General features: G+C 48.1%; 22 protein-coding genes. 8 read left to right on the top strand and 14 right to left on the bottom strand.

Annotated elements, in window-relative coordinates; genetic code table 11:
• Positions 1 to 838: 838 nt before the first annotated feature.
• Entirely contained in the window at positions 839 to 1,180 is a 342-nt protein-coding gene (locus ACYVC2_RS32450) for a hypothetical protein (protein WP_461109935.1), read from the bottom strand.
• Between the two features lie 436 nt (positions 1,181 to 1,616).
• Here ACYVC2_RS32450 and ACYVC2_RS32445 point away from each other — a divergent pair, with 436 nt between their 5' ends.
• The 3 genes from ACYVC2_RS32445 (at position 1,617) to ACYVC2_RS32435 (ending at position 4,545) form a co-directional block, all read left to right on the top strand.
• Entirely contained in the window at positions 1,617 to 2,648 is a 1,032-nt protein-coding gene (locus ACYVC2_RS32445; protein WP_461109933.1) for a S41 family peptidase, read from the top strand.
• Positions 2,649 to 2,834: 186 nt separating this feature from the next.
• Positions 2,835 to 3,881: a hypothetical protein gene (locus ACYVC2_RS32440; protein ID WP_461109931.1), complete on the top strand. Its 1,047-nt coding sequence runs from the start codon at positions 2,835 to 2,837 to the stop codon at positions 3,879 to 3,881.
• 187 nt (positions 3,882 to 4,068) lie between these two features.
• The gene (locus ACYVC2_RS32435) at positions 4,069 to 4,545 is read left to right on the top strand and encodes a hypothetical protein (protein WP_461109929.1); all 477 of its coding nucleotides are present in this window, start codon (positions 4,069 to 4,071) and stop codon (positions 4,543 to 4,545) included.
• A gap of 15 nt (positions 4,546 to 4,560) precedes the next feature.
• Here the strand turns inward: ACYVC2_RS32435 and ACYVC2_RS32430 are convergent, their stop codons facing one another.
• The 11 genes from ACYVC2_RS32430 to ACYVC2_RS32380 all read right to left on the bottom strand — a co-directional run bounded on the left by ACYVC2_RS32430 (position 4,561) and on the right by ACYVC2_RS32380 (position 14,338).
• Positions 4,561 to 4,959: a hypothetical protein gene (locus ACYVC2_RS32430; RefSeq protein ID WP_461109927.1), complete on the bottom strand. Its 399-nt coding sequence runs from the start codon at positions 4,957 to 4,959 to the stop codon at positions 4,561 to 4,563.
• Between the two features lie 116 nt (positions 4,960 to 5,075).
• Positions 5,076 to 5,669 (bottom strand): hypothetical protein, encoded by a 594-nt coding sequence (locus ACYVC2_RS32425; protein WP_461109925.1) that lies wholly within the window; start codon positions 5,667 to 5,669, stop codon positions 5,076 to 5,078.
• Between the two features lie 258 nt (positions 5,670 to 5,927).
• A complete protein-coding gene (locus tag ACYVC2_RS32420; protein WP_461109923.1) occupies positions 5,928 to 6,587 on the bottom strand; it encodes a recombinase family protein in 660 nt (219 codons plus the stop codon).
• Between the two features lie 229 nt (positions 6,588 to 6,816).
• Positions 6,817 to 7,008 carry a hypothetical protein gene (locus ACYVC2_RS32415; RefSeq protein WP_461109921.1) on the bottom strand — a complete coding sequence of 64 codons (192 nt, stop codon included), beginning with the start codon at positions 7,006 to 7,008 and terminating at the stop codon, positions 6,817 to 6,819.
• Positions 7,009 to 7,227: 219 nt separating this feature from the next.
• On the bottom strand, positions 7,228 to 7,884 hold the full coding sequence (locus ACYVC2_RS32410) for a hypothetical protein (RefSeq protein WP_461109919.1): 657 nt from the start codon (positions 7,882 to 7,884) through the stop codon (positions 7,228 to 7,230).
• Positions 7,885 to 8,110: 226 nt separating this feature from the next.
• Positions 8,111 to 8,833 carry an IS3 family transposase gene (locus ACYVC2_RS32405; protein ID WP_461109917.1) on the bottom strand — a complete coding sequence of 241 codons (723 nt, stop codon included), beginning with the start codon at positions 8,831 to 8,833 and terminating at the stop codon, positions 8,111 to 8,113.
• Positions 8,834 to 9,019: 186 nt separating this feature from the next.
• Positions 9,020 to 9,313: a transposase gene (locus ACYVC2_RS32400; RefSeq protein WP_461109915.1), complete on the bottom strand. Its 294-nt coding sequence runs from the start codon at positions 9,311 to 9,313 to the stop codon at positions 9,020 to 9,022.
• Positions 9,314 to 9,747: 434 nt separating this feature from the next.
• Positions 9,748 to 10,884 (bottom strand): hypothetical protein, encoded by a 1,137-nt coding sequence (locus ACYVC2_RS32395; RefSeq protein ID WP_461109913.1) that lies wholly within the window; start codon positions 10,882 to 10,884, stop codon positions 9,748 to 9,750.
• A 22-nt stretch (positions 10,885 to 10,906) separates the two neighbouring features.
• Positions 10,907 to 11,881, bottom strand: coding sequence for a S41 family peptidase (locus ACYVC2_RS32390; RefSeq protein ID WP_461109911.1), 975 nt, complete (start codon positions 11,879 to 11,881; stop codon positions 10,907 to 10,909).
• Positions 11,882 to 12,264: 383 nt separating this feature from the next.
• Entirely contained in the window at positions 12,265 to 13,599 is a 1,335-nt protein-coding gene (locus tag ACYVC2_RS32385; RefSeq protein ID WP_461109909.1) for a serine hydrolase domain-containing protein, read from the bottom strand.
• Between the two features lie 112 nt (positions 13,600 to 13,711).
• Entirely contained in the window at positions 13,712 to 14,338 is a 627-nt protein-coding gene (locus ACYVC2_RS32380; RefSeq protein ID WP_461109907.1) for a helix-turn-helix domain-containing protein, read from the bottom strand.
• Between the two features lie 563 nt (positions 14,339 to 14,901).
• Between ACYVC2_RS32380 and ACYVC2_RS32375 the strand changes: the two genes are divergently transcribed.
• The gene (locus ACYVC2_RS32375) at positions 14,902 to 16,446 is read left to right on the top strand and encodes a PAS domain-containing sensor histidine kinase (protein WP_461109905.1); all 1,545 of its coding nucleotides are present in this window, start codon (positions 14,902 to 14,904) and stop codon (positions 16,444 to 16,446) included.
• Between the two features lie 207 nt (positions 16,447 to 16,653).
• Here ACYVC2_RS32375 and ACYVC2_RS32370 read toward each other — a convergent pair whose 3' ends face one another.
• Entirely contained in the window at positions 16,654 to 18,225 is a 1,572-nt protein-coding gene (locus tag ACYVC2_RS32370) for a serine hydrolase domain-containing protein (protein WP_461109985.1), read from the bottom strand.
• 622 nt (positions 18,226 to 18,847) lie between these two features.
• Here ACYVC2_RS32370 and ACYVC2_RS32365 point away from each other — a divergent pair.
• The 4 genes from ACYVC2_RS32365 to ACYVC2_RS32350 all read left to right on the top strand — a co-directional run bounded on the left by ACYVC2_RS32365 (position 18,848) and on the right by ACYVC2_RS32350 (position 21,786).
• On the top strand, positions 18,848 to 19,906 hold the full coding sequence (locus ACYVC2_RS32365) for an SDR family oxidoreductase (RefSeq protein WP_461109903.1): 1,059 nt from the start codon (positions 18,848 to 18,850) through the stop codon (positions 19,904 to 19,906).
• A gap of 27 nt (positions 19,907 to 19,933) precedes the next feature.
• Positions 19,934 to 20,731, top strand: coding sequence for a helix-turn-helix domain-containing protein (locus ACYVC2_RS32360; protein ID WP_461109901.1), 798 nt, complete (start codon positions 19,934 to 19,936; stop codon positions 20,729 to 20,731).
• A 164-nt stretch (positions 20,732 to 20,895) separates the two neighbouring features.
• The gene (locus ACYVC2_RS32355; protein ID WP_461109899.1) at positions 20,896 to 21,330 is read left to right on the top strand and encodes an antitoxin Xre/MbcA/ParS toxin-binding domain-containing protein; all 435 of its coding nucleotides are present in this window, start codon (positions 20,896 to 20,898) and stop codon (positions 21,328 to 21,330) included.
• 3 nt (positions 21,331 to 21,333) lie between these two features.
• The gene (locus ACYVC2_RS32350; protein WP_461109897.1) at positions 21,334 to 21,786 is read left to right on the top strand and encodes an RES family NAD+ phosphorylase; all 453 of its coding nucleotides are present in this window, start codon (positions 21,334 to 21,336) and stop codon (positions 21,784 to 21,786) included.
• A 138-nt stretch (positions 21,787 to 21,924) separates the two neighbouring features.
• On the opposite strand, the gene ACYVC2_RS32345 is transcribed toward ACYVC2_RS32350, so the two are convergent.
• On the bottom strand, positions 21,925 to 24,108 hold the full coding sequence (locus tag ACYVC2_RS32345) for a PAS domain-containing sensor histidine kinase (protein WP_461109895.1): 2,184 nt from the start codon (positions 24,106 to 24,108) through the stop codon (positions 21,925 to 21,927).
• Positions 24,109 to 24,134: the final 26 nt, after the last annotated feature.

The following is a 24,134-nucleotide window of genomic DNA, read 5'->3' as shown; positions in this document are numbered from 1 at the left end:
AGGTTACTATATAAGAAATAGGGTTACATAATGAAAAAATATCCAGTTTATTTTTCAAAAAAGACCCCTGTCATTAAAATAATCTAGCTAGCGGTGTCGTCTTCTTTTGTGTAAACAACTTCTGAAGAGATGATAATTTGCTTTGATGTTATTGACGGCAACCGAGAAAGTCGTCAATTTATTTGTGATGTTAGTAGGCTAGAAGTTGGTTTAAATCTAATTAACTATGCAGTTGGTCAAGGTCATCTAGTATTGAAAGTGGATCTGATCCACGAAGATAGACAGCTGACTCTGCCCATCGATGTATTTGATGGGCTGAAGGTTCCAATAACGCGCCAATTAGCCTGGGAGTGGCTGATGAGCAACCATGTCAATTAGATGACAGGGGCTTCAAGTGTGTTTTTCCGGCTCTTCAATTTATTGCGAGTATAGGGCAAAGCCATTTCAAGAGTAATTCTTGACGGGGACACTGACTTTATTGACATCCGAAGCTAATCCTCAATCAGGTGGTGACATCGTATGTCACCACCTTTTTTGTGCCCTGGTTAAATTGGACTATTTTGAGGGTTGTCGTATAAGAGTTGTGGCTGTTGCAAAAGTCAATAATGGTCCAAATCTCTTCTGATAGCTGCCCGATTTTGACGTAAAATTCGATCGTATAGAATTAACTACTGGTGTAGAATCAATCGATTTTAGACTTTTGCAACAGCCACAGTTCTTATGTTAAGCGATTATTCCGAGAATTAGATCAGGTAAAAGCACATTAATTACGGGCCAGTTTGGGCTTAACCAAGTACAAAAATAAAAAACACAAACGCCTAGTCACACTAGGCTCCCCTCAAAGGCTTAGCGTGAAAGTAATAGTCATCAACCCCCCATCAATCGAGCGATCCTGAATGATCATACCCGTCTCCTCATTGTAGAGCCGATCCCCTACCTGAGGTAAGACGCCAAACGCGTTGTAATACTTCTGAATGCTGGTAAAGCACGTATTGAGCCGGTCAATATAGGTGTCGGCGGCTATGACATCCTCGTACCAATTCGACACACGAGATAGTTTTTTAATCTCGGCTAGGATTCGTTCCGAAAGCAGAAATACGATTTTAAAATCTTTGATGGTCCAGTGGTCATAGTGGATGCTATCCACAACTGATTGGGTCGGCTTACTAGGAAAGTTCATAAGTTGCTGGGAAGGCTACACCAGCAACTCGGATGAAACAGAGCGGAAGGTATTGGAGTCCGTTAAACGATTGGAAGATGAAGCAAAGGTAGCTGATATTACCCTCATATCACGGATAAAGAAATATTATAATTAAATGATAATTAGAGGCTTAAATGGTAATTTATTTGTATTATTTTGGCTAGGTTAGATAGCCATAAAGGACCAAAAGCGTTGTGTAACCGATTATATGTTAAGCGATTATTCCTAGATCAACCCCACTATATAAGCCATAAAACCAGGCCTGATTGCACGTGGGAAAGGGAAGGCAAAGGAGCGATATCATGTTACTTTAGTATCCATAGGTTAGCCCTAATAACTGAGAGTAAAGCCGCTTCACTTTTAGCTTTTTGAGGGGCTGTGTGGCTCATTAAAAAATCCGGGTCCCCTTAAACGAATGAAGCGCCTTTTCTCAAAAAACAAGTCTATCTACAGACCCAACCCAGGCCAAAAACTCTTCATCTATCTAGCCCTGATCGGTCTGCTCAGTTGCACCAAAGAGAAACTACCGGCAACCACTTCCGTAGCGGCTCAAACCTATTTGGATGAGATTGTTAATGCCATGCAAGCCTTCTCCGTCAATCGAAAAACTATTGACTGGACGGATTTCAAACAAAAAGTGTCGGCCAAGGCTCAAGGAGCTCAAACGAAAGAGGATTTATACCCCGCCATTGACTTGGCTTTGACCTTGTTGGCTGACAACCATAGTTCTTATGTACCCGCAGCGGGCGGCATCCAGCTTGTTGGCACTAGAAGCATTCGTTGTACCGATGTGCTCGCTGTGGCCCTACCAGCTACGGCGACGATAGGCTACCTGAAAGTGCCCGCCAGTGGAGGCTATGATGCCAAAGGAGCGGCCTACGGCCTGATGGGAGTCGCCTATTCACAAGCGCTTCAAGACGCCATTAAAGCCGCCGATAAAGAGGGCTTGCAAGGGTGGATCGTGGATTTACGAGGCAACGTAGGGGGGGATTCCTGGGCGATGCTGGCCGGCGTAGGGCCCATTCTGGGAGAGGGTATCGCTGGCTATTTTGTGGATCCGGATGCTGTGTACTCAGCCTGGTCGTATACCAATGGACAGGTAGCGCTCAACAATGGTGCTCCCATTTACAGTCTTCCCACACCTTACGTCTTACGCAAGGTCAACCCTAAGGTAGCCGTCCTCACAGATCAATATACCGCTAGTGCAGCCGAAGCGATTGCCGTTGCCTTCAAAGGCAGGCCTAACACACGCAGTTTTGGCAACCCAACTTGTGGCCTTTCGACGGGTAATCAAGCGGGGCGCTTGAGTGATGGTGCCGTGTTGAGTATAGCTGCCAGCAAAATGGTTGATCGCACCAAGACCGTCTATGGTCAGGCGGTGCAACCCGATGAACAACTGTTGAGCCAGCCTGCGGTGAGCAAAGCCATCGACTGGCTACTTCAGTAGATGTGTTGACTGCTTTTATTGCTTTACAGCGAATTATAGCTTAGTCGTTGAGATAATAGACAGTTGTAGTGTCAAGCATCTAACCGTACGTTGCATCGCATCGATCAATAGGTACTAGGTTAACATATAACAGATTATACAACAGATTTTGAACATACATCACGATTTGCATCTATCCCGTAAATTATGCGTTATTTATTCTTCTTTCTGCTGTTAGTATCGGTTCACACTTCCCTGAAAGCGCAGCAGACCAACGATAACTATAAGCACTATACCATAAATCATTCTAAGCTCGGAAAGATTGAATATCACCTAGATACAATTAACAATAAAACAGAACAACCGTTGTTACTGTGGCTTGACGGGTCTGGATGTTTACCCATTCGTATGATCTTTACCGATGGTAAAAACTGCTGTCTCTTCTTTAACACGGTCATGATTGATGAAGACAGCCTTTCTCGTCATTATCACATTGTATTTATAAGTAAACCGGGCGTTCCTTATAAGGAACCGGATACAATAAGAGTTAAAGATTTTGATACGTTCAACCTAGGGCAATACATTGAGAATGAACGTAGTGGTTCAAAATGTGCAAATGAGTTTGTTCAACGCAACAGCTTAGATTGGCGAGCGGAGGCCGGGGCGGAAGTGTTAAACACCATTTTAACCAAAAATCTTGTACCTATTAACAAAAAGCGCATAATAGTTGCTGGTCATTCAGAAGGAGCACCAGTAGCGGCAAAACTGGCTACCTTAAATCCTCATGCAACTCATGTTGGTTGTTTTGCCGGTCCAGGATTGACTCACTTTTACGATTTTATGCTCGATGCTCGGCTAAAAGCCCGTGCCGGACTGCTGACCCCTGAGGCTGCACAAGGCCGAGTTGATAGCTTAATGGCAACAGTAAAAAGTATTATGGCACAACCCCAGGCGACAAACAAGTTTTGGGAGGGAGAAACTTATAAAAGGTGGTCAAGCTACGCGGAGCCGATGGCGGACAACCTACTGAAGCTACGTATTCCCACCTATGTAGCTTCAGCGACGTTAGACAAGAATACGATTTCCGAAAGTGCCGATTATTTGCCTATCATTTTTGCACAGCAAGGCAAGACCAATTTAACGTATCGGTCCTGCTTGGCTTGCGACCATTGGTTTAATGATACTCGACCGAACGGCCAACGGCTTTGGAAGCGGTACTTCAATGAGTTTCTACAAATGGCAAATCCAAAGTAGCAGGGGAGCGAAAGAAGAAAAACACAACGTTGGGCATAGGCGAGCCGCTGACAAAACGTATCACTTTTTAGAGACCTGTTTTATAACTGATTTTATGTTATTCGATTGATCCCGGAAAGGGTAAATTTATGTTTTAGGTTTAATATTGGAAAACTCATATCATTAACAAAATAGACTCGTTTCACCAATGGCATTTGATAAGCAGGTAATCATATTTCTTTACGCTTATCTAAGGCAAGCTGATTTGTCCATTGATCGAGTGCGTTGGACTGCTTGGATAGAGCTTTCTCACTTTTACAAAGACAGACTAAAGCCTGATCAGGTCATCAAGATATTAGAATCTGTTGCTGGCAGAGAATCACTTTGGTTAAAGGGGGTTATTCGAAGTAAGGTTACTTTTGACTCCTCTGAATACAATATCCTCCATTCTACACTACTCTATTATCAAGAGTTGATAGATCAACCAGCACCAACTACTATCCAGATTGGAACGTGCTCCATGTGGGTCAAATACCTAGCGTATAAACTTCTGGAACCACTCTTAGGTCGAAGTGAGCAAAGCCGGTGTATGTCTCCAGAACATCTTATGGAAAACCCATCAATAAAGACAGCTTCTTTACAAGAGCTTACCGATGTTAATACCTTGCTCAAAAGTGTTGTATAAGTGGCAATATGTTAATCAGTCGTCAACTTGGGTAATGCCAGATTTCTGACTGAGAATATAATGGCGATACCGGCCACCAGTAAAAGTTGACACTGTCAACCAAAAAGCATTCTCAGATATATCCCGGTAACCGCCGAATAAGTTGTAGTAATAATAGGTTTTACCCGGTTCTAATTTGAGAAAGACCGTTTTATTGTTAGCCAAAATAAGACCTAAGCTATCCAAGTCTGTTTCCAGGAGTGTATATCCTGCTCGGTTTTTGGCCCCCACGTTTAAGGGCGTTGAAGGATCTAACGTAGTGCGGAGATCAGAAGCAGGACTCCCCAAATAAAGCTTGGTATAAGGTCGATTTTGCCCACTTACCTGCCCTATAACCAGCAGACTCAACCAAGTCAGCAGAACGAAGAGTTTCATACAATCAAACTTGTTATATAATCACGATTATGTAAAGTAATACAGTTTGTAAGACAAAATGGAGTAGTGTCTTACAGTGTGTAAAACACATTTTGCCAGGTTAGCCCCAGTTAAAATTAGAAATTAATCTGGCTTTCCAACTCATACACTTCCTTCAGTAAATAGCCTCTGATTTCGCCATCCTCTTCCAGAAGTAATTGTCGATGAAGAATTAGATAACGCTCTTTAAGGGCCGAAAAAGTATCGCTGGCCATAAACTCAGCCAACCATAGACTCATGTCGAGTAAATCGGCTTGCTGATGCGAATATGAGAAATGCTCCGTGAAACCTGGTTGAGCCATGGTTGACCACTCATATTTGGGAAGCGGTTGAATGGGATGGCCAAAAAACTTATCCAGTACATACGTGTTAGCACAGAAGGTTTGCCACAACTTCGCTTTCGCTTCGGTTAGCTTACCCGTCTTGAAAAGCAGTACCGCCCACTCAAACAGAAAGTCTGGAAAGCCAATGTCATCGGGAAAGGTTTTGGCGAACCAGCGGGTATAGGTTAAGCCGGCTTTGTAATCCTCCAACTGGATATAGTACCGGGTGGGCAAATACCGCAAGCCTCGGGAATCGTCGTAGCCGCCAAATTTCCGTTTTTCAGCGGCTAAAGCCCGTTTAATATCCGTTATTTTCTTGATCAGCTGTTGGGTCTGTTTGGGCGTCATGGGCTAAGCCAGCTTGGGTAAAAAATGTAGTTTACTAGTACCCCCATTGCTTCGAGTTAGTTTAAAATAGCACGCATAACTGACTCGTGAAAAGGAATCTAAATTCTAGATGTTTGAAGAACCTGTTCTTAAAAAAATGATACTTTTACTAATTTTTCTATTCTCGATGGCCAGCCACATATTCATCGAAAATTACAATTATATTTATGGAATATGTTGAGTTGTTAAGGGCATGGGATCGGGGTGAGTCAACCCAATCTATTCTTGAGCAGGCCGTCCGTCTAATCGCTTCACACTCATCGCCAAAAATTCCTGGCCTCGTCGGGTCCGGTAACCCATCTGGTTCAACCGATCAGCAATAGCTCGGTAGGTCAATCCATCTTTGCGATACAACCGAATCAATTCCGCCGCTTGTCGATTGGCTAAATTAACCTGAGCATTTTGCTGGCGAGTTTCTAACCCTCGACTGGTTACTTCCGGAGTAATGTTAGGCATCCCCAGTTTATGCCCCTGTGCTTTCTTAGCGGTTAGGGCCGCTCGGGTGCGTTCGCCGATCAATTCCCGTTCATGCTGGGCCAACACAGCCATAATACCTACGGTTAGGGTGTTGGCATCGGGAATGTCACAAGCGACAAAGTCGACTTCGGAGTTACGCAGGGAAAAGATAAAGGACACATTGCGACTCAGCCGGTCCAGCTTAGCAATCAGCAAACGTGCTTTATGGAGTTTAGCATGGGCAATGGCTGCCGCCAGTTGAGGTCGATCGGCTCGCTTGCCCGACTCGACTTCGATAAATTCATCCAGCAGTTGGTCGCCGGCTTTGAGGAATCGTTGGACAATGTCCTGCTGGGCTGACAGCCCCAATCCACTTTTACCTTGGCTTGCGGTCGAGACACGGTAGTAAGGGACATATTTCATAGTGTGGTATGACGTATATAGGTTAAGGTTGAATAGGAGATTGAAAATACTACTTTATCTCCCTTTCCAAATTTAATTTGGCTTGCTTAAAGTGCTTTTCCAGCGAAGATAGACAAAAATAGGAGTTTGTAACATTTTCACAACGTGCGTTGTGAAAATGTTACAAAGTGAATTTATAAAAACAGCTCACAATATTGGTTACTTATCGGCTAGGATAATTGAAAGTTCATCAGTCGGGCCACTTCTCTAGTCCAGCAGCAATCCGGAGCGCTCGTTGCACATCCTCCCAGTAGTAGCCACTGTCATATCCAGTGGACAGTCGGTCGCAGATGCTCAAAAAATCAGTTGCATCTTCCACGCGCTGTTTCTGGATCGCTACTGGATCAGGCTGGGAGGGAGGTTGATCAGATAGGGGTTCCATATCCACAAAGGTAAGCTTAGGCCAATGAAAAAGCCCCAACGGGTTTAGCGGTGGGGCTGAAGAAGCATAACAGATATAAAACGGCAGGGCAGGGATTTTATTGTGGAGGCTGGAACAGGAGTAATCCTATTTTCCACTTTTCTTAGGGGCATTTTTGGATTAGCTCCGCAGCGGTGCCCCCTTATTCCTATACCCTTTCGTTAAAACACACCGAACTGGTTAGTTTATGATAGAGGCTTGCAAACTGATCGTGGCTTCGGCTTTATCACTGACGGGTACGCTGGAAACAACCGCAAACTTGGTGGTGGTTACGTCGTTTTCGATAAAAAACGATAGGGGACCATTTTCAAAAGTTACTAACGAGCCGGACTTGGAATAGTTAAACCGAAGGTCAAACAACGCTTCCTGTTGCTCCCCAATGGCTATGGGAAACTGTTGGGTAGCGGTGATGATGGGTCTGGGGTCGGATTGAAGCGCCTTGTTTACAAAGGCGTAACTCAGTATGTAGCCAGTATTGACACTAAACGAGGGAGCGTTCTGCCGGCGAACAACCGCTTTGACGGCGTAGGTAACCGAGCCTACCGATCCACTGAGCACATTCGTCTTTGCTTTCGCAATGGATAAGGTAATGTTGGCCATGGCGGGCGTTACTTCACCGAGTGTTGAGCCATCGTTGCCCAGAAAAATTAGTTTCTCAATCGAAAACTCGCAGGGGTAGGGGCGTATCGTGCCATTGGCGAGCTGACAAGTAACGACCGGTGGTTGGGGGTCGGTCGGCGGGGTGTGATCGGTGCAGGCGATGATCAATAAGCCCATCAGGGTAGCCGTCGTGATGCGTTGAGTGTGCCGTTGAATAAACCAGGCAATTTGTTTCATGATTCAGTAATGGATTAAAGGAGTAGGGAATGGCCCCATCCGGTCAGTAAAATAATTCGCTACGGTATAGCCAGCTGAAACAATTGAGCAACCGGTTGTTAAGGGGGCGTTGTGCATGGTTGCTCATGTATGGATGAACTGCGTTGATGAGGCTAGCCCTTGCGGGCGTAAGAAAATGTTCTGCCCCTGATTGGGTAAGGTGGGGTGGTCCTGTTTAGCCGGACAGTTAAGTATGCAAGTTTTGATTTAACATTAGATAATAGTTCTGCTCAAATTGCTCAGGGCTAATATTGCCCAGCGAGGAGTGTCGCCGTTTCCGGTTGTAATAGCACTCAATATAATCAAACAACTCAACACGAGCATCTTCTACGGAACGGAACACGCCATTTTCAACCAGTTCAGCTTTTAACCTCGACCAGTACGACTCCATAAACGCATTATCATAGGGGTCGTCAGGACGACTCATACTTTGCCGAAATTGATGGTCAGCCAGAGTTTGGCGGAATGCTTTACCAATGTACTGCCCACCCCGATCGGAATGGATAATACTGCCTGCTGCTAACTGATTGGCGTTAATCGCTTTACGCAACGCACTGTGGACCAGCTCTTCTCCCATATTATCTGCCACTGACCAACCTTTGATTTTGCGGCTGAACAAATCCATCCAAGCCGCTAGATATGCCCACTCGCTACCCGCCAACGGTATGTAAGTAATGTCGCCAACCAGCACTTTACCCGGTGCCGTCGGAAAGTCTACTTCCAATAACAAGTTGGGACAGAATGGCCCACTGTGATTGCTATCAGTGGTGCGGGGAATAAAGCTGCGGGGTTGAATGGCCCGTAGGTCTTCCGCTTGCATGAGCCGTCTAAGTTGGTGGCGACCTACTTCAAAGCCCTGCTCCTGTAGTTCGGTCAACAACCGACCGCACGGGCGGCCCCGGACTGCCATAGCGTCGTCGATGGTCCCCAAAACTGTCCAGCATTGCCTGCCGTAATTTTTCTTTCCCTTCTGTCAGCCGATGGCTTTGGCCAGCTTGGTAGGCATAGTAAGCACTGCGACTGATAGCGAGCGTCTTACAAAGCCTTTCTACGGGAAAATCGGCTGTTAACTCGGTGATTACCTGGTAAGAGAGCGTCAAGTCATGCGGCTGAAAATGGCTAAGGCTTTTTTTAGTATATCGCGCTCTTGTTCGGTTCGGCGCAGCTGCTCCCGGAGTTGATCATAGTCCTGCTGAGAGATTCCGGTTGGGCTCTCAACGGCCTTGTTTGTATGTCCTTTCCAACGATAGAGGATATTTTCGGAAATACCCAAGGAGCGGGCTACATCCGGCACACTTCGTTGGCCAGTAGTCACTAAGCGAACGGCCTCGTTTTTGAAGTCTTCGTCGTACTTTCGGCGTGGTTTTACTACGTTGTGCTTCTTGGTCATGGTACAGCTAAGTTAAGCAACTCAACTGTCCGTCAAACCTGGACCATCTCAAGGCACGAGCTGAAGAAATACGCCTTAGATAGAGCGACGCATACCAGTCGGAATCAATGGGGAAGGCAACCGGGTCAAATCTACCAGTAACCCATCTGATTTGGGCGAAGCATCGACTGGCTTCACGCATTCAACGAGCGATAAGGGCTAAACTGGATTCTTGGGTATGAGCATACATATCGTCTCACAAACTCAGCTACAATGTGAGATTTCTAGTTTGATTAATGAGACGACTTTTTGAGATTAAGGGATAAATAGATTGTTTTTGCCAGGATAACTACTGTCTCAATCTCAACAATTGGGCGTTTGATATGATAGTGAATAAGCGATAGTTGATCAGTAAAGGATATGTCTGGTCTACCAACGGCGAGCCGACACTCTTCTCATTTATAATACCCCCACACTTCTCGGGAACTAGCCCGGTCGCGCTGGACGAGTTGATGGACCACAAACTCGTCCAGTAAAATACGGCCATCCAACCGTTCATCGGACAGGGTATTAACCGGCATAACGGTCAATTCCTTCGCTGGAACGTAGCTATACGTGAAGGCAACCGGTAACGCGTACCGGCCCCTATAGGCTGATTTGGTCGTAGACAAGTGGCCTAAGGCCTTTTCAACGGCCTCCTTAAAACCAAAACCCACGTTTTCGGGGCTTACTAACCCGATATTAATCACCTGCCCGACATCTGTTATCTCAAAACCAACATAGACCCGGGCATATACTTTGTCCTTCCAGGCCTGCACTGGATACGTCAGCTCAGACGCCAGGACTTCGTTAAATTCAGGGTCGGTGGACAGGGAGGTTGAGTTCAGTTGGGCCATGATCCGCAGCGAATCATATTGGCTAACCAGTTTGATGACCTCATCGACCGTAAGCGAGGGCTTGGATAGGTTGGTTTTGAGCTTGAGCCCGTGATCGCCAAGAGCGCTCAACACCGAGTGGCCCGTTAGCGTAATGGGTTGCGGAACAGCACTCCCTTTTTGAATATAATACTGTTGATCGACTCGATAATAACCCGCGAAGGGCTGGTCTTTATCATAGCCATTGCGAATGGGGGTTTTGATTAAACGGGCTTTTGCACTTTTCAACACCTTCGTTTGTCCCCTGTTAAGTGCTGTTGTATAAAGCTTGTAAGTCAAGCCAAGCACACTGGTCATCTGACGCGTATACTCAACCCCATCGACCGTAAACCAATCCGGAGTGACACTTCTCATCGGTAAATCACCCCCTAGCTGGCAGAGCACTTCCTGGCTGAATAGATTGTAGGCGAGCAGACAAGTAAGCTCCTGGCCCGATTTGTCTAACCGAATTCGCCCTTCTTGCCAAATGGGAAAACTACTAAATTCACTGCCTAACAGGGTAAATTGTTTATTGAGGGAAGCACTTTCCGATCCATAGTTAGTGGACTGGCAGATCGTTAATACTTGGCCATAGGCATCTTTAGTGACCCTACATTGTCCCAAGGCAATGCCTGCACGGCTCGCGAGCACGATACTAAACAGGAAAAGTAGTTTCATCGGTTTAGGCATAAGAATAGCGTTATTGAAGTAACCAAGCCACCGCTTCACTTAATACGGCTCCAGAAACAGCTGGCGCGTCTACTTGGATCGAAGAGCCATAGGCTTGTTTGGAGCGGTTGGCCATGACCGATTGCGTTAAATTTAACAGGGCACCATCACTTAACCTGTTGGTTACATTAGCCGTTGATAACCCACATGTAGCTTTCCCAAAACTACGGGTGTTTGGCCGTCCGTTGAAAGCGATAGCGACTGCTTCCCCCGAACTGGCGGTAGCCTGGTCGGTGAGTAGGGCTACTTTAACACCTGCCCTTCGAACCTTGTAGGCCGATCCCACTTTTGTCAATTCAGCCTGACTCAGGAACGAACTACCTCCCTGGTAGGACCAAGGCGAAGCATTCCCATCGGGATCAATAAAATAACCACATACGCCCTCGCCTAATAGGGGGCCTGCACCAGCCACCATTGGCCACATATTTCCACCGGTGTTACCTCTCAGATCGACAATCCATCCGCGGAGTGAATCACTGTCTGCCCTTTTGATGGCGTCCTGGATCGATTGGGCGTACTGGGTGGCCTCGGTACCGCCCCCATTGAAGCTAGTGATCTTGACGTAGCCGATTCGTGAATCAATTGCCCCCGTAATTGGAGTAGCATCCATGCAGCTTACTTTGCTAGTTCCATACATAACCTTCCCGGCACTCGTGTAGTACATGCTGTGATTGTCGCCCAGGAGTGTCAACCCAAGTTGAATAGCGGGGTAGGTATCGGCGATGGTTTGTGCGCCTTGAGCCTGAGCATTGACTTTGGCCCTGAATACGGTCCAGTCAATCGTTTTTCGATTGATTGACTGGTTCTTCATTACCTCTACGACTTCATCTACATAAGCCTGGGCCGTTGCTGAGGTTAGCGCAGGCTCCTGTTGATGGCAACTAGTCAACGCCATAAAGCTGAGTAGTATAATCCACGAAGCGGCCAGCCCGTTGTAGAGAGTCATCACGATAGGAGTCGGTTAAGCGAGAGAATCAACGAAGTGCCGTTTAAGATACTATCGGCATACGCGTAATCTATAACTATAAGCAGATCCAATGTAGTTATACTCGGTATGCCCTACTTACTCATCGATTGGCTAGCCTGTTAAATCTGGGATTATAACAAACTATGATCAGGCAACAGGCGAAGTGATCGAGGTTCATTGTCATGAAATCAGCGTTAACCCTTGTTACTTTCATAGTGTCTTAATTCTCAACAAAGGCTCCCAACAGAGACGGAGAAGTATCTGTAATTTGGGCCTTAAATGAGCCGATTCAATAGGGAGAATGGGTCCAGCGACATAAAAGGTAAATTAGCGGATGAAGTCGTGACCCACCCTGTAGACACCTATTGCTTTTTGGGGCAGACCACTTTCCGTTCGCCAAGACGAAACGACAAGTCCGTCACTAAGCCCGAGGCGTTTCGGTTAAATAAAACCCTGAGTTGTTCTCGGCCATCATCTAACAAAAAATAATCCTTCTTTTGGGCATACAGCTCTTGTTTGCGCGTCGTGGTGGCCGTTAGATGATTACCTTCAAGAATTACTCTAATCCATTCCCCTGGCCGTAGTAGGTACTCCCCCACGTACGTTTGCAACAGCCTTCTGCTAAGCTGAATCTTGTTGCGGGCGGGCCATTGGTAAGGCTGGTGATAAAGAATCGCCAGGATCTTGCGCGTGATGATATGCAAATCCACGTCTTCCATGTTGTTGAGCATAATGATACAGATGTCTTCGGCGGGCACACGAGCCAGCTCGGACTTGAAACCCCAGATATCACCACTGTGCCAAACCACTTTTGCCCTACCCACCGAATCGATCATCCAACCATAGCCATAGTTGTTCTTGACGGGAGTGTACGCCCGGTTAAGTAACGATAAGCTCACTAGTTTACCCATCTGTAAGCCCTGATGCCATTTATAGAGATCACCGATGGTGGAATAGATGGCTCCGGCGGCACGAGGGCCTCGATGGTCAATCAGGGTGGCCGCACGAACCGTATCGTTTTGGGGAAACTCCCAATAGCCCGTTGCCTTATTGGGACTCGACAGGCCAATGAAATCAAACCCACTGTGCTCCATCCCAAGTGGCGAAAACAGGTAAGTTCGGACGGCCTCATAGTAGCTCATGCCGGATACATGTTCGATAATGTACCCCAGCAAGATGTAGCCTGCGTTACTGTACTTCCAGTCCGTTCCGGGGCTAAAATCCAGGGGCCGGTCTCTCAAGGCGGCCATAAATTTAGCCTCTTCGGAACCGGGATACGTTTTCGCCCTGGTGTTCGAATCGTCGTCCGAAAGGCCGGATGTATGCGTTAATAATTGGTCAATCGTAATGCTATCGCCCTGGGGGAAGTCGGGATAAAACTGACTGACTTTATCGGTTAAGGTCAGGCGGTTTGATTCGACTAGCTTTAAGATGAGGGTAGCGGTAAAGGACTTGGTGAGGGAGGCAATCTGGTAAATCGTATGCGGATCATTGCGCGTTTTCTGTTTGATATCCTGGTAGCCATAGCCCTTATTAAGTAAGGGTTTACCCTGAGCAGTGACCAGAATACTGCCGTTAAATTTACCTAACGCAGCGTAGGTATCGACTAACTTTTCAATTTGTTGGCTGACGGACTGAGCGTTGGCGCAAAAAGCCCCACTCATGACCAGGAGAAAAAATACACGTTTACTTATCATTGGCGATGATCAATTACTGAACCGGATTAGGTTGGCAAATCTCGATGCGCCGAGTCCAATCCCCTAAAAAATAGGTATGACATTTTCCCGCCAATGCTATGACAAGGCTAATTCAGAGCACCGTAGGCAACTTATCGAGAAACGAGGGTGGGTTGGGCAGTTGCAGGGCGATGCGAAAGATGACGACTAGATTCACGCCCAGACAAATCACATAGACGGGGATAAATAAGGGAAAGGGCAAACCGATCAGGAATGACAACCCTGCCAATAGTAAGGGAATGAGTAGCATCATCAACAGGGTACTCAACGTCCAAATAAGCTGAAAGCTAACAATCTGTTGCCCACGCTGCCGAACAAGCCGATCATCTCGGTAGCGCCAAAGCAGGATGGCTGGTAGGATAATATTGGCCAGGGGCAGAATGATACCGATTAAGGCGCTCCAGTTGAGCCAAAGTAGGTGGGTTAAGCTGGTGGGGTTTGGAACGGTGTTGGGTGGTGACTGGGGAGCCATTAAGTCCTGCGGGCTTAGCTGTAAAGCCCTGGCCAAGGTGCGCAGCGTATAGGCGCTGCCTACCGATTCCCCTTTTTCGATTCGCTGAATGGTGCGCAGCGATAGCCCGGCTACGTGGGCGAGTTCTTCCTGGGAAAGGTTGCGTTGCCGGCGAAAGGTTTTGATCTGCCTGCCTATCTGCTGGCTTTGAGTAGCGGCATTGCTCCTGGGGGTGGAACTACTTTCCATTGGCCTATAGAATTTAGGTCCAAAGCTATTGATAAGTGGCTATCACTTGGCCTCCTGCAGCGACTTATTTTACCGCCATCGCGTGGCGTTTGCCCAGGCCGATGTCAAGCCCTCGATCCGTAAAGAAGCTAATACATGAATACTCCTTAGTCTTAAGTAGGTGCGATTATTGAGAATACATACCCAATAACATCACCTGACACTCGAATGCGTTTAAAAACAGATCGTGACAATTGATTTATATATTTTCAGAATACCCTCCCAGCTGAGACGTAGGCTTTTCATCTACGGGCTTCTAAAATAAGGTGTTTAAATTGACGCCTGGTTTCATACCTGTCAACTCTACTTCGCAGCCTTCGTTCCTCGAGCCTGCCAAACCCGATCCAGTAAATAATTCGGTACCCTACTCCGGCCAGAGTAGGTCGTAATGATTTATCTTGCAGTTCCGTGAACGACATAGCCAGCACGGCGCGGCTTCCGCTGATAACCAATACCTAATCTGACTACCGCCTACCGCCAATCAATCATACCCACTACCAGGATGAGCCTAAAGGATGATGGTTATGCCAAATGATAACCCGGAATTAGCTTCGTTACTCATTAATGCCATGCCGGGCAAGCATTTGGTCCTCTTACCCGATAGCCCAGCGTTTACCATTGTGGCCGTCTCCGACGAATATCTGGCCGCCTTCGGCTTGCCACGAGAGGCGCTGGTGAACTCGACGCTGTTCGAGGTATTCTTCCCCAATCGAGCCCAGGAAGTGGTTGCGCTACAACTCCGCCACTCATTGACTCAGGTCATACAAACCAAGCAGCCTCACCTAATGGCGGATCAGCCTCACCAGTGGCCCAATAGCCAAACCGGTATCCTGGAATGGCGTACCTGGCGTCCCAGCAGCAAACCGGTTCTGAATCACTGGGGCGAGCTCATCTGTATCCTTCATACCATTGAGGATGTCACCCAGGCCGCCCAGTTGGACCAGGCCACTCAGGCCAATCGCTATTTACAGACCCTGATTGATTTAATGAAGGAACCCATGCAGGTGCTCCAACCGGTTGTTGAAAACGGCCACCTCGTTGACTTTCGCTTCAAACTCACCAACCAAGCCTATGCTGCCTACGCCAAGACGACGCCCCAGCAATTGCAGGGTAAACGCGTGAGCGAGGTCTTTCCAGGCTATCTCGACACGGTCAGCTTTACCAACCCCGTTGCCACCTACACCACCGGCCAGCCCCTCACCTTTGAGATTCACTATGACCAGGATGGGCTTGACTTATATAATATGATGAGCACCTTTAAGCTGGAGGACGAGGTCGTTGTGTATTTCACGGACTTCACTGGCTTGAAGCAGTTGCAGTTGCAACTCGAGGGGAAGATTGAGGACCTCAAACGCTCCAATGAGAATTTGCAACAGTTTGCTTACATTGCCAGCCATGACCTGCAGGAGCCGCTGCGCAAAATTCAGTCCTTTAGTGACCTGCTGAAGACACAATACGCCGATCAGCTGGGCGGGGGCATCGATCTGCTGGAACGGATGCAATCGTCAGCCAGCCGCATGTCCAGGCTAATCAAAGATTTGCTGGCCTATTCGCGCATCTCGACCCAGCAGGACACCACAATGCCCGTTGTTCTCCAGGAGGTGCTACAGGAAGTACTGGCCGATTTAGATCTCAGCCTGGCGGAAACCGGTGCCCAGGTGGAGCTAGAGCCGCTGCCCACCGTATTGGGCGATCCTTCGCAGTTAAGGCAACTGTTTCAGAACCTGTTGAGCAATGCCCTCAAGTTCCGCCGATCCGCAAGCCGCCCCACCATCCGGGTCAGTTGTCGGCGTATAGCGTCGACTAACCTGCCGGATTCGGCCCGGCCGACGGGGGCGGCTCGTGCTTATTACCAAATTGCGGTGGCCGACAATGGCATTGGTTTCGATGAGAAGTACGTAAACCGTATCTTTCAGCTCTTTCAGCGGTTGCATGGCAAGGAGCAGTATGCCGGCACGGGCATTGGCTTAGCCATCTGTGAAAAGGTCGTCGTCAATCATGGAGGAGCTATTACGGCCACGAGCCAACCCGGTCAAGGGGCCACCTTCACCATCTACCTGCCGGCGTAGCTGCCTGGGTTCGGCCCTGTTTTGTGGCTCATCCGGTCAGGTGGTCCTTTTTGGATACACCAACCTCCTTCAGAGTCCCTTCTCAAATTAAGCTCCCATCTGAGACGAGTGAGTAACTATAATTCGGGCGTTTTAAGACACGAAAAAGCACTGAGATTGGCTCAGTATGTCTCCTAAATACGACTTACCCACAATTCATCGATAAGATTATCTTTGCTGGCTGGCCCCATGGTGGCTAGTTGGCAGTCGCTCATGTGGAGCCGGAATAGCTACTTTTTCAAAGCTTACCTTACGGGCTCGGTCTGTATTGAACTGTAGGCCAGTGATTTGATGATGAACTCCTCGAAGAAAGACAACATTACCTAATTTAGGAACGGTGAAGCCATCCTGGTAGGTGCCGACTAAGGGATAAACGCGATCAGCCTTCAGACGGACGACGAGTTTAGTGGCTTCTACTTCAATACGAAGCGTTGAGTTGGTCTCCCGAGAAAAATAGCTGCCCGTGTAGACGACTTGTTCCTTTTGAGCAGGGCTAACGGGTTGCACTTTACGAAATCGAATCGTGTCAGCTGACGACAGGGTGATATAGAGTCCGTTGAGGCCATTGATGTTTAGTTGAACATTCGCTGACTTGAATACATTCTTAGTGACAGTTATTAACGGTGAATGGTTATCCATCACCACTTGATTTTCATTTATGGCTAATTGAAAGGTCGAGCCATCTCGCTCTAACACATACAAACCCGCTATGCCCTTGTCAGCCGCTAACGTCGAAGAAGCTCCCGCCTTTACGGCTGCTGCTGGTTTGGTTTTGTTCACAACAAACAAGCTATCCATAGCGCTTTTAAAGTCATACACACTAAACAGGGACGTGTTACTGATCACCGCTACCGATAAATTCAGCTGGGGAAACGCTTCCAGGTAGGCGCAGTAACTGGCGGTTGTGCCACTATGACTGACATTGCTCCAACCTAACACGGTACTGATGAATAGACCGGCTGCGTAGGGATTCATTGCCCCGTTCGCTAAGGGCTTGGTTTGCAGTTGCTGGGCCAGTAAGGAAGAGGTGCCCAAGCGGCCCTGTAGATAAAAGTTGTTCCACTTGATTAAATCCTCTGCCGTAGTCAGCAAGCCGCCATTGCCGTAAGCGTACTCATTGGGCATGTCGATTTTAAAGGTGCTATCGGCCTTGAAGTTGTCCGAGGTGATGTAGGCGATCGCCCGATTGGCAATCAAGCGGTTGGGATCGTCTCGCCACTGGGTGTGGGTCATACCAGCGGGTTCAAAGATATATTTCTTGGTGAAAGCGGCTAAACTCAATCCACTCACCCGCTCCACCAGGATGGCAAACAGATTGTAATTGGAATTGCTGTAGAGAAACTCCTGGTTTGGTTTATGGTTCAGCTGCTTTTGGCGAGCAATAATCTCCAGGGCGTCATTGTTGGAGTAAAAGGTTCGCCCCCGGGGCCAGCCGGTCAGCAGCGCGATGGCCCCCCAATCCCGTAGGCCGCTGGTATGATGCATCATTTGGCCAAGGGTGATGGGATCACCATAGTCGGGCAGTTCAGGAATGTATTTTCGCACATTATCTGTTAAAGCGATTCGTCCCTGTTGGGCCAGTAATAAAATAGCCGCTGCGGTAAACTGTTTAGAGACGGAGCCGACTTCAATGATGGATGTGGTACTCAATGGTACCTGTCTTTCTAAATCGGCCATGCCCCAGGCTTTGGAAATGAGGAGTTGCCCGTTTCGGGAGATCGCCAGTTGACATCCTGGCATTTTGGGCTGAAATCGACTAAAGGCTTTATCGATGAGTCGTAAGGTATCGGCCCAGGTCTGGGCCTGGGTTTGGGTAGAAGCTAGCAATGAACATACCAGCAAAAGGAGTTGGCGACACTTAATAGGAGGTTGCATCATCACTTGATAAAATAGCTCTACCCTTTATGGGACTAACTAGTAAAAACAACGGACTGATAAATACAGCCAAGCTATCATCTTTACCTACGTGATTGAAAAGTTATTTCGAAGCGATACATACTATAAAATCCGCTCAACATACTAGTTGCTGCATTGAGCCAATCCTGTGGTTAAGTCTTTTTGAGTGAGTAAAACGGCACAAAGTCCCCTTGACTGACGAATTTTTATGAGCCGGGCAACTATAAAAGAGCTATAGTACTATTTCAGTACTTATTCTCAAGAAATGCTCCCTCCTGAGACGAATAGCGATTTGTATTATTTATAATTCGGGGGTTAAAAGAGCCAACGGCTGATTTGATGAATAGTTGGCTCTCATCAAGTGCTTTTAGCTTGTTGTTGAACAACTTGGACTCCTCAACAAAGTCAGACAGAAATCTTTAATCGAATTTTGTGAGCAATTATACGCTCAAACGATTATCCTTCTATGACTACGCAAATCGCTAACACGACTGTCCTGGTTACCGGTGGGTCTGGATTTTTAGGCGCATATTGTATCCTGAACTTATTGCAGGCCGGTTATCGGGTTCGCACCACGGTTCGCTCCCTGAAGCGGGAGGATGAGGTCCGCGCCATGCTTAAAGCAGCGGATATGGAGGCCGGTGACCAGCTTTCGTTTGTGGCCGCTGATCTGCTCGCGGATCAAGGCTGGGTGGAAGCCGTTGCAGGCTGTGAGTATGTCCTACACGTGGCCTCACCATTCCCCGCCATCATGCCCAAAAACGAGCAGGAACTCATTACACCGGCCAAAGAGGGTACATTACGGGTGTTAAGAGCGGCTCGGAATGCCGGTGTTAAACGGGTGGTGCTGACGTCCTCGTTTGCCGCTGTTGGCTATGGACATGCCGCGACCACCGATATCTTTACGGAAGAAGATTGGACCGATCTGAAGGCAAGTGGTCTAAGTGCCTATGTCAAGTCAAAGACCTTAGCCGAACAAGCCGCCTGGGAGTTTATCCGCACCCAGGGTGATCCGTTAGAACTCGCCGTCATTAATCCGGTCGGTATCTTTGGGCCACTTCTGGGAGCTGACTTCTCGGCCTCGGTTCAATTAATCAACCAACTGCTGGCTGGCCAAATTAAAGCGTGTCCCCAGGTATATTTTAACGTGGTCGATGTGCGCGACGTAGCCCACTTACATGTGCTGGCCATGACCAGTCCTCAGGCAAAAGGAGAGCGGTTTTTGGCGCTGGCCGGCCCTTGCCTGTCGATGCACGAGCTTGCCCTGCTATTAAGAGAAAAGTTAGGTGATACAGCTCGAAAGGTTCCGACTAAAGAACTGCCCAACTGGCTGGTCCATTTAGTGGCTTTGTTCAATCCAGCCCTTCAAGGCGTATTGCCTGAACTCGGTAAGATCAAAACCGTAAGTAACCAAAAGGCCAAAAGCCAATTAGGTTGGTCCCCCCGCTCGAACGAAGAGGCCATTCTGGCCACGGCCAACAGTTTGCTACACCTTAGTCTAAGGAACACGCAGACAAACCAGTGATTGGCTGGTTTACCTAGAAAGCTTAAGATGATGGACCCTTCCTGCCATACCGCGCCCACTATTTCGGAAGAGCAGTTTATTGCTCAACACTTCTTCACCTACCTGGAAGCGGGAAGCCTACAGGTTTATGACGGTAGTCTTACGTATCATATTCATGCGGGGGATTGCTACTTAGCCACCCGAAATCATCTAGCCAAGTACCAGAAACAGTCTTACCAAGGTCGTTTTAAGACAACTACCGTCTTCTTCAGTGAAGATTTATTAAAAAGCTTGAGCGAAGAACAGGGGTACCAGGCCGACGTGCATCGCCAAAAAAGCGCTCTGATCCAGATTCAACCCCATCCGCCCCTACTACGCTTTATTAATGACCTCCTTGAGGAGCAGGTTATGGACAAACCCGAGGGCGAACAAGACCAAGTTGCTACAAAGAAAGCCTTGGTTATACTGTTAGTTGAGCTTGATCCTAGCTTGAGTCATGTGCTGTTTGATTTCAAACCGCCAGGTAAGATCGATCTGGAAGCGTTTATGAATCGTTACTACCGGTTCAATGTAAGCTTGGCTCGGTTTGGCTACTTGACGGGTCGTAGTTTAAGCGCTTTCAAACGAGATTTTACCCGGATTTTTGGCCTCGCTCCGGGTCGTTGGCTGTTAGCCAAGCGGTTAGAAGAAGCGTACTTTTTGCTAACAAAAACGGATCGGAGCGTTTCGGATGTTTGCTTTGCCATAGGCTTTGAAGATGTGTCGCACTTTTCGTTTTCGTTCAAGGCACGCTATCAATTAACGCCTACTCGATTAAGGAAAGTCTTGACTAAGGATATCAAATAACGCTTCTGTGGAAGACAGATTAGATGTAATGCTGAAGCTAGTTTTATTGTCTGTCTAACTCAGCTCGTATGTTTTTCGATTCACTGAATTATTTGTGAAGTGAAATTGTTCCTCTGGATAAAGGTAAAATTGCCTAAATTTGTGTCAGCACTGAAAGGAAACGCATGATGAAACGAGTTGCCTCACCCGAAAATCTTCTGCTCAGAGATGTGCCTGGACACATTAATGATAGTGAAATCCTTTCCTTTCTTTACACCAGAGAGGTCAATTGGCAGCATGTCAATGCCATTAAGACGTTGACTGATTTTAACGATACCATCATTTCGGACTGGCTTAATGTGAGTGTTAAAACATTCCGCGAATACAAAAAGCCGCCAACGACCTTTAAGGAAAACGTCAAAGAGCAGGTTTTACTCCTGTTAGCCCTTATCAAGCACGGCATTGCTGTATTTGGCTCGGTGAAAGAATTCGACCAGTGGCTGAACCGGTCCAACTTTTATTTTGACAACAAGAGCCCCAATGTCTATTTAAATACGGTCACCGGACTACGATTTGTCGATGATCGGTTGACGGCCATGGAATACGGAGACAATGTATAAGGGATGGAAGTATTTCGAATCAGTAAAGACGTTCATGCCCATAGCTTACGTTCATCAGGCAGTGCGAATCGGTGGAATACAAAAGGCCAGCAAGTTATTTACACCGGCGCATCGCGTTCCTTATCCTCTCTAGAACTAGTCGTTCACCGGGGAGTCATTCAGCTCACCTCTTCCTATAAGGTGATGGTCATCTCTATTGCTGATGATGATTACTTGATGCGAACGGTTCACCTTAAAGAACTTCCTGCCAACTGGCGAACCTTAGCGGGTTATTCTGTCTTGCAAACAATCGGGTCCGACTGGTACACCAGCCAGGAAAGTCTAATCCTGAAGGTTCCTTCCGCGATCATTATTTACGAGTACAATTACATCATCAATACCGAACATCCAGACTTCAGTCAGCATGTTCAGCTGGTTAGAACCGAGGACTATTTTTGGGATTCCAGGCTTCTCTAGGGGCTAATGAAGATAGATTAAAACGTATTCTAGAATCCTGTACGAAGAGCTAAAACAAGTTTCAGATATATGCTTCGGTAAACGGGCGTTTCGGGAGACAATTAGGTTATAAGTTTTACAACCGTTTTTTAGCGGGACTTATGCACCGATTAGGGGCAGATAAATCAAAAAAGTGGTCCCTTGCCCTACCTGGCTGGTGGCCGTAATGGCTCCGCCGTGATTCGCCACCACTTTCTCACAAATAGCCAGACCTATGCCTGTTCCGGTAAATTCACCCTTGCCGTGCAGCCGTTGGAATATCTGAAAAATGCGGTCCAGATATTTCTCCTCAAAGCCAATACCATTGTCCGAAATCTCGATCAGGTAATACGTTTGTACCTGCCGGGCAGGCTTCACCAATGCAGGTAGTTCATCAGGGCTTATCAGCTGCCCATGGATCTCAATCTGAGGTGTTACCCAATCACCCGATACATCTTTTCGGCGGAACTTGAGCGCATTGCTGAGCAAATTCTGGAAGAGCTGCCCCAACTGAGTGGCATCGCCGGGGATCGTTGGCAAGAGAGCCACGTGCACGCTGGCATTGGTTTCGGCCAGCACCAACTCTAAGTTGGTCAGGGCCTGATCCACCACCTCGTTCAGCGGGACGGGCGTAATTAAATCCCGCCGGGTAGCGATCCGTGAGAAGCTGAGCAGATCCCGAATCAACGTCGACATCCGACTGGCCGCTAGCTGCATCCGCTCCAGGTAAACCAGCTCGTCCCCGGTGGTAGCCGCGTAGCGCGTCTTTAACAAATCGCCAAACTGCTGAATCTTGCGCAGGGGTTCCTGTAAATCATGCGAAGCGATGTAGGCAAACTTTTCCAGATTCTCGTTGGAACGTACCAGAAGACCGTTCAAATCAAGTAAATCGGCATTGCTCACCGTTAGCTCTTGGGTCCGCAGCTGGACCTGCTGCTCTAAGTCGACAGACAGTAAGCGATATCGGGCTTCACTGTCCCGTAACTGCGACAAGGTCTGGTTGAGTTGCCCATTCAACCCCTCGATGTCGGTCACCGCCTGCTTTAAGCCCGTCAAGTCCTGGACGACGCTTTTCACATACCGGGACCCATCGGCATCCTGCTGAAGCGTACTGATACTGCGAATCCAGATCTGTTGCTTTGTGCTGGGCTGAATGAGGTAATATTCCGCCGTCGCCGTCGGTTCCCGCAGGGCAGTGGTCAACGCTTCTGTGGCCAGGGATCGATACCCAGGGTCGATGATCTGCTGAATCCGCTCCAGGGTAAGTCCTTCTTCAGCGCCAAAACCGAAGATTTCCCGGCACCGCTCATCAACCTCCACCTGGTTGGTGGCTAGGTCTACCTGCCAGATGCCGAGTTGGGCGACGGCCATAGCCGACTGTAGGGAGGCCTGTGCCTGATGAAGTTGTTGCCGAGCCAATACCTGCTCGGTGACTTCCACACAAACAACAGTCACCCCACTGATGGTCCCATCAATCTCTCGGTAAGGTTCGTACACAAAGTCAATGTAGGTCTGCTCAAGCTTACCGGCCCGCTGTATTTTGACGGCTAATTCGTTGGCCACGAAACGGTGTCCATTCATGAGCACGCCCGTTAATAATTCTTCAAATCCCTGCCCAGCGGCCTCGGGTAAGGCCTCAAACAGAGGCTTGTCAATGACCTCCATCCGGCTTCGTCCCCAGTAGGCTAATACCTGCTCGTTGGCCAGTTCAATGACGAACTGGGGTCCCCGAAATAGAGCCGTAGCGACCGGGGCTTGGGCAATGGCGTGCTGAAAGGCTGTTTGACTTCGCTCAAACGCCCGGCGGGCCAGGACGGCCTGGGTGGTTTCGGTACAGGTCACAAACACCCCGTTGATCTGACCCTCATCGCCGTAAGCTGCACTGTAGCTAAACGTCCAGTAGACATCCTCCAACCGCCCGTTGCGGTAGATCGGAATCAGTTGATCCTCACTCCAGGTCGCTTCTCCACCGGCCAGTACCTGATCGATCAGGGGTTTGATCACGGGCCAGGTCTCTGGCCAGCACGCATCCCCCCGTTGGCCCAGGGCCGTGGGGTGTTTGCCGAGCTGGCCCAGACTAGGTCGGTAGGCGTCATTATAAAATTGAATTAAATCGGCTCCCCACCACAAAAACATGGGAAACCGGGAATGCAGCACAATCCCAACAGCCGCCCGTAAACTGACCGGCCAGTGATTAGGCGTACCTAGGGGTGAGCTAACCCAGTCGTACCGGCGGGTGAGCTGGCCCATCTCCCCACCACCGGCGAGAAAGGAAAACGTAGGGTTAGTCGAAGGCGTATTCAAACGTATCGGGCTGTAAGCAAGCTAAA

It is taken from the genome of Spirosoma koreense, from assembly GCF_054777875.1.
The sequence above is the reverse complement of the archived record's forward strand: the minus strand, read 5'-3'. Positions and strand labels throughout refer to the sequence as shown.

Excerpts from the sequence above, each read along its gene's own strand:
- ACYVC2_RS32450 (WP_461109935.1), bottom strand. The coding sequence starts at position 1,180 with ATGAACTTTCCTAGTAAGCCGACCCAATCAGTTGTGGATAGCATCCAC.
- ACYVC2_RS32445 (WP_461109933.1), top strand. The coding sequence starts at position 1,617 with ATGAAGCGCCTTTTCTCAAAAAACAAGTCTATCTACAGACCCAACCCA.
- ACYVC2_RS32440 (WP_461109931.1), top strand. The coding sequence starts at position 2,835 with ATGCGTTATTTATTCTTCTTTCTGCTGTTAGTATCGGTTCACACTTCC.
- ACYVC2_RS32435 (WP_461109929.1), top strand. The coding sequence starts at position 4,069 with ATGGCATTTGATAAGCAGGTAATCATATTTCTTTACGCTTATCTAAGG.
- ACYVC2_RS32430 (WP_461109927.1), bottom strand. The coding sequence starts at position 4,959 with ATGAAACTCTTCGTTCTGCTGACTTGGTTGAGTCTGCTGGTTATAGGG.
- ACYVC2_RS32425 (WP_461109925.1), bottom strand. The coding sequence starts at position 5,669 with ATGACGCCCAAACAGACCCAACAGCTGATCAAGAAAATAACGGATATT.
- ACYVC2_RS32420 (WP_461109923.1), bottom strand. The coding sequence starts at position 6,587 with ATGAAATATGTCCCTTACTACCGTGTCTCGACCGCAAGCCAAGGTAAA.
- ACYVC2_RS32415 (WP_461109921.1), bottom strand. The coding sequence starts at position 7,008 with ATGGAACCCCTATCTGATCAACCTCCCTCCCAGCCTGATCCAGTAGCG.
- ACYVC2_RS32410 (WP_461109919.1), bottom strand. The coding sequence starts at position 7,884 with ATGAAACAAATTGCCTGGTTTATTCAACGGCACACTCAACGCATCACG.
- ACYVC2_RS32405 (WP_461109917.1), bottom strand. The coding sequence starts at position 8,833 with ATGGCAGTCCGGGGCCGCCCGTGCGGTCGGTTGTTGACCGAACTACAG.
- ACYVC2_RS32400 (WP_461109915.1), bottom strand. The coding sequence starts at position 9,313 with ATGACCAAGAAGCACAACGTAGTAAAACCACGCCGAAAGTACGACGAA.
- ACYVC2_RS32395 (WP_461109913.1), bottom strand. The coding sequence starts at position 10,884 with ATGAAACTACTTTTCCTGTTTAGTATCGTGCTCGCGAGCCGTGCAGGC.
- ACYVC2_RS32390 (WP_461109911.1), bottom strand. The coding sequence starts at position 11,881 with ATGACTCTCTACAACGGGCTGGCCGCTTCGTGGATTATACTACTCAGC.
- ACYVC2_RS32385 (WP_461109909.1), bottom strand. The coding sequence starts at position 13,599 with ATGATAAGTAAACGTGTATTTTTTCTCCTGGTCATGAGTGGGGCTTTT.
- ACYVC2_RS32380 (WP_461109907.1), bottom strand. The coding sequence starts at position 14,338 with ATGGAAAGTAGTTCCACCCCCAGGAGCAATGCCGCTACTCAAAGCCAG.
- ACYVC2_RS32375 (WP_461109905.1), top strand. The coding sequence starts at position 14,902 with ATGCCAAATGATAACCCGGAATTAGCTTCGTTACTCATTAATGCCATG.
- ACYVC2_RS32370 (WP_461109985.1), bottom strand. The coding sequence starts at position 18,225 with ATGCCAGGATGTCAACTGGCGATCTCCCGAAACGGGCAACTCCTCATT.
- ACYVC2_RS32365 (WP_461109903.1), top strand. The coding sequence starts at position 18,848 with ATGACTACGCAAATCGCTAACACGACTGTCCTGGTTACCGGTGGGTCT.
- ACYVC2_RS32360 (WP_461109901.1), top strand. The coding sequence starts at position 19,934 with ATGATGGACCCTTCCTGCCATACCGCGCCCACTATTTCGGAAGAGCAG.
- ACYVC2_RS32355 (WP_461109899.1), top strand. The coding sequence starts at position 20,896 with ATGATGAAACGAGTTGCCTCACCCGAAAATCTTCTGCTCAGAGATGTG.
- ACYVC2_RS32350 (WP_461109897.1), top strand. The coding sequence starts at position 21,334 with ATGGAAGTATTTCGAATCAGTAAAGACGTTCATGCCCATAGCTTACGT.